The 4,627-nt window shown below is 64.2% G+C and carries 5 protein-coding genes; 4 read left to right on the top strand and 1 reads right to left on the bottom strand.

Annotation, left to right across the window (positions count from 1 at the left end; genetic code table 11):
• A partial coding sequence (locus WBF82_RS20565) for an ABC transporter ATP-binding protein (protein ID WP_424384782.1) occupies positions 1-1,056 on the top strand: 1,056 nt, incomplete at its 5' end.
• Complete coding sequence (locus WBF82_RS20560) at positions 1,053-1,670, top strand: suppressor of fused domain protein (protein WP_424384781.1); 618 nt, start codon at positions 1,053-1,055, stop codon at positions 1,668-1,670. The genes WBF82_RS20565 and WBF82_RS20560, both read left to right, overlap by 4 nt.
• Before the next feature lie 12 nt (positions 1,671-1,682).
• Here the strand turns inward: WBF82_RS20560 and corA are convergent, their stop codons facing one another.
• On the bottom strand, positions 1,683-2,789 hold the full coding sequence (gene corA / locus WBF82_RS20555) for a magnesium/cobalt transporter CorA (protein ID WP_424384780.1): 1,107 nt from the start codon (positions 2,787-2,789) through the stop codon (positions 1,683-1,685).
• Between the two features lie 192 nt (positions 2,790-2,981).
• On the opposite strand from corA, the gene WBF82_RS20550 reads away from it, so the two are divergent.
• Both WBF82_RS20550 and WBF82_RS20545 read left to right on the top strand, forming a co-directional pair.
• Positions 2,982-3,980 (top strand): malate dehydrogenase, encoded by a 999-nt coding sequence (locus WBF82_RS20550; RefSeq protein ID WP_424384779.1) that lies wholly within the window; start codon positions 2,982-2,984, stop codon positions 3,978-3,980.
• Positions 3,981-4,092: 112 nt separating this feature from the next.
• On the top strand, positions 4,093-4,627 hold a 535-nt coding region (locus WBF82_RS20545), incomplete at its 3' end, for an RNA-guided endonuclease InsQ/TnpB family protein (RefSeq protein ID WP_424384778.1).

Genomic DNA, 4,627 nt, shown 5'->3' with positions numbered 1-4,627 from the left:
AAATCCACCACGCTGAATATGATTGCCGGACTGGACGATATCTCGTCGGGCGAGCTTCTCATCGGCGGCGAGCGGGCAAACGAGAAGGCGCCCAAGGACCGCGATATCGCAATGGTGTTTCAGTCCTATGCGCTCTACCCGCACATGACCGTGCGACAGAACATCGCATTTCCGCTGACCCTGGCCAAGATGAAAAAATCGGAGATTGCGAACAAGGTCGAGGACACCGCGCGAATACTTGACTTGACCGGTGTTCTCGACCGCAAGCCCTCGCAACTGTCCGGCGGCCAGCGGCAGCGGGTGGCGATGGGTAGGGCAATCGTGCGGCACCCCAAGGCTTTCCTGATGGACGAGCCGCTGTCGAACCTCGATGCCAAGTTGCGGGTCCAAATGCGCGGCGAGATCGCCCGGCTGCAACGACGGCTTGGCACCACGACCGTCTACGTGACGCACGACCAGACCGAGGCCATGACGCTCGGTGACCGAGTCGTGGTTATGCGCGGCGGGGTTGCGCAGCAGATCGGCACGCCCGACGAGCTTTACGAGCGGCCCGCCAATCTGTTCGTCGCCGGCTTCATCGGCTCGCCGGCCATGAACTTCTTTCCCGCCACGCCGACAGCGACCGGATTGAGGCTGCCATTCGGCGAGGTGACGCTCACCCAGCCCGTCCACGATGTGCTTGCGCAGCACCCGAAGCCGGCGAACGTCATCGTCGGCGTGCGCCCAGAGCATCTGCAAGATGCCGCGTTGATCGACGGCTACCAGCGCATCAGCGCACTGACCTTCGAGGTGAAGGTGGACATGGTCGAGTCGCTGGGCGCCGACAAATACGTCTACTTCACCACCGAGGGTTGCGTTGTCCATTCCGACCAGCTCGCCGAGCTCGACGGCGAATCCGGGGGAGAAGAGCACGAATTCGTGGCCAGAGTCCCCGCCGGGTCGAAAGCGGCAAAGGGAAAGTCACTCGAATTAGCCTTCGACACCGTGAAACTCGCCGTTTTCGACGCCGACACCGGTGTCAACCTGACCGTTCCACCGCCGCCGCAGGTGCAGTGACCCAGACATTGGAACGGGTGCGCGCGCACCTGTCCGCACACTTCAGGCGGGACGGCATCGACACCGAGCCCGACGTCGCGAGCGTGTCCTTTCTGGGCGCCGAGCCGATCGAGGTGTTGCGCTTTCGCCCTGGGGCCGACGAGGTGGTGCATTACGTCTCGTTGGGTTGTTCGCGGCACCCGATGACCGATGCCACCAATTCAGCGGCATTGCATGCCGACAGCGAGCGTGGCCCGCGCGCCGAAGTCGTTCTGCAGTTGCGCAATCCGGGGCCGATCACCCGGCTGGCGCATAGCCTGGCGATTGTGGCGGCATCGCCCGCCGTCGAAGGCGTGGTGTTGACCGAAGACGCGTTGATCGATCTCGGCTCGCCGCTATGGGACAACCCATCCGGGCCGGCGCCTTTCACTGCGATGTTGTTGGGCGGCAGTGATATTGCGGACCTGCCGCTGGATCCGCCGCGCGACCCGATACGTTTCCTATCCGCGACGCCGATCACCGCGACCGAGGCCGCCTGGGTGCGGCTAAGGGGAGCCGACGCGATGCGTGACGCGTGGCGAAGCGACGGGGTGGATGTGCTAAACCCCAATCGCCCTGCCGCACAGCCAAGTTGAAACTTTTCGGAGCTAGAGCCAGTTCCTGTGCCGGAATCGGAAGTACAGGACCAAGCAGGCGCCGGTCATCAAAGCCACGACCCCCGGGTATCCCCATGGCCAGCTCAGTTCGGGCATGAATTTGAAGTTCATGCCGTAGATGGCCGCGACCATGGTCGGCACCGCCAAGATGGCCGCCCAGGCCGCCATCTTGCGCATGTCGTCGTTTTGCTGCATGCCGACGCGGGCCAGTGCCGCCTGCACCAGCGAGGTGAGCATGTCGTCGTAGCTGGCGATCTGGTCTGCGACCTGCGTCTGGTGGTCGGAAACGTCGCGCAAATAGCGTCGCACCTCTTTGGAGATAAGGTCCTTGTGTTCGGTCTGCAACCGCGCAAACGGGACTGAGAGCGGGTTGATAGACCTGCGCAGCTCGACCACCTCGCGTTTGATCTGGTAGATCGGCTCGATATCGGTCCGAGCGCCGGGCGTGAACGCCACTTCCTCGATGGTGTCGATGTCGACCGCCATCAGATGGGTTACCCCGAGGTAGTGATCGACGACCGAGTCGGCAATGGCGTGCATCACCGCAAAGGGACCCAGGGACATGTGCTCGGGGTCGGCATCCATCCGCTTGCGCACGTCTGACAGCCGGCCGTGCTCGCCGTGCCGGACCGTCACGACGAAATCCCCGTTGACGAAGATCATGATCTCGCCGGTCTCGACGACCTCACGCGTCAGCACCAACGATTCGTGCGGAACATAGTTGACGGTCTTGAGAACCAGGAACAGCGTCTCGTCGTAGCGCTCCAACTTCGGCCGCTGGTGGGCCTGTACGGCGTCCTCAACGGCCAACGGGTGCAGGCCGAAAACGCTGGCGACCTCCTGCATCTGATGCTCGGTAGGTTCGTGCAGGCCGATCCACGCGAAGGCTTGCTGCCCGGCCAGCTGCAGCTCGACCACTTTAGATCGGGCGTCGGCGTGAGTGAAGGTTCCAGGCAGTCGTTTGCCGTCTACATAGATGCCGCAGTCGACCACAGCCTGATCGGCCGGCACCTCACCTGGCTGCGGATGAGGAGGCTCGTCCCTTTCAGGCCATGCCAGAGGACGCAGTGTTTCCGGTATATCGCGAAACGAAGGCATCCCTCACCTCCCGTCGCAGTGCGGATCCGATAAAGCCCCGGTCATGCTACGCGCCTCAGCCGGGTATTGCCCGTGAGCGGGCGCGGCTGAGCTGGTGCGATTGGGGCCGGGGTTTATCGCGCGCATGCGTGCGCTAGTTTCGACCCGACGCGATTGGCGCATACAGCCGAACTGCACGAGGAGCGAACTGTCGTGAGCACCACACCTTTGAAGGTTGCCGTTACCGGCGCCGCTGGCCAGATTGGCTACAGCCTGCTGTTTCGCCTGGCGAGCGGCTCACTGCTGGGGCCTGACCGCCCGATCGAGCTGCGGCTGTTGGAGATCGAGCCGGCCCTCAAGGCGCTCGAAGGCGTCGTGATGGAGCTCGACGACTGCGCGTTCCCGCTGCTGTCGGGGGTGCAGATCGGTGCCGACCCGAACAAGATCTTCGACGGAGTCAACCTGGCCCTGCTGGTCGGCGCCAAGCCGCGCGGCCCGGGCATGGAGCGCGGCGACCTGCTGGAGGCCAACGGCGCGATCTTCACCGCGCAGGGCAAGGCGCTGAACTCCGTCGCCGCCGACGATGTCCGCATCGGCGTAACCGGCAACCCGGCCAACACCAACGCGCTGATCGCCCTGAGCAATGCGCCCGACATCCCGCACGAGCGGTTCTCGGCGTTGACCCGTCTCGATCACAACCGGGCCATCTCGCAACTGGCCCACAAGACCGGAGCCGACGTCGGCGACATCAAGAAGATCACCATCTGGGGCAACCACTCGGCCACCCAGTACCCGGACATCTTCCACGCCGAGATCAACGGCAAGAACGCGGCTCAGGTGGTCAACGACCAGTCCTGGATCGAGAACGACTTCATCCCCACGGTCGCCAAGCGTGGCGCGGCGATCATCGACGCGCGGGGCGCGTCGTCCGCCGCGTCGGCCGCGTCGGCAACTATCGACGCCGCGCGGGACTGGTTGCTGGGCAGCCCCGATGGCGATTGGGTCTCGATGGCCGTGCTGTCCGACGGCTCCTACGGGGTACCCGAGGGCCTCATCTCGTCGTTCCCGGTGACCACCAAGGGCGGCAACTGGACGATCGTGAGCGGCCTGGACATCGACGACTTCTCCCGCGGTCGGATCGACAAGTCGACTGCCGAGCTGGCCGAGGAGCGGGAAGCCGTCACCGGCCTGGGCCTGATCGGGGATCTGTAGCGCGCAGACCCCGGTCTTTAGGCCTGTGGTTAGCGCGTCAAGTTGTGCTTCGGTGGGCGGTGGTCGCTGGCGTAGGCGCGGGTTGTCGGTGGCCGGGATTAGGTTCGGTGTTGTGAAGTCCGGTAGGCGCTTTCGGGCCGAGTTAACCGAGGCCCAGGAGCTGTTGGCGCAGCAGACCGCGGATGTGTGTCGGGCGGCGTGGAACACCGGGTTGGAGCAACGCCGCGAGTATCGGCGGCGTGGGGCATGGATGAACTACAACGAGCAGGCTCACGAGTTGGCGGAAGCCAAGAAAGAAGAGACCTGGCTGAAAGCGGCGCCGTCGCATTGTTTGCAGCAGACGCTGAAGGATCTTGATGAGGCGTGCCGCAGGCGCGGCACGTGGAAGGTGCGTTGGCGGTCGTCGCGGCGGTGGGCGCCGTCGTTTCGGCTTCCCGAGGGTTCCCAGATGGACGTGCAGAAGCTCAACCGGCGCAGGGCACAGGTGAAGCTACCCAAGTTGGGGTGGGTGAAGTTCCGCGCGTCACGCAGTTTGGATGGTGAAACCATACGCTCAGCCACATTGTCGAAAGAAGGTGAGCGGTGGTTTGTGTCGTTTGTGGTGGAGGACGGGAAGTCGATTCCGGCCGGGCATGCCGCTGCGGATA

The sequence above is a fragment of the Mycobacterium sp. genome (genome assembly GCF_049673265.1).
In the GTDB taxonomy this organism is placed as follows: domain Bacteria; phylum Actinomycetota; class Actinomycetes; order Mycobacteriales; family Mycobacteriaceae; genus Mycobacterium.
The sequence above is the reverse complement of the archived record's forward strand: the minus strand, read 5'-3'. Positions and strand labels throughout refer to the sequence as shown.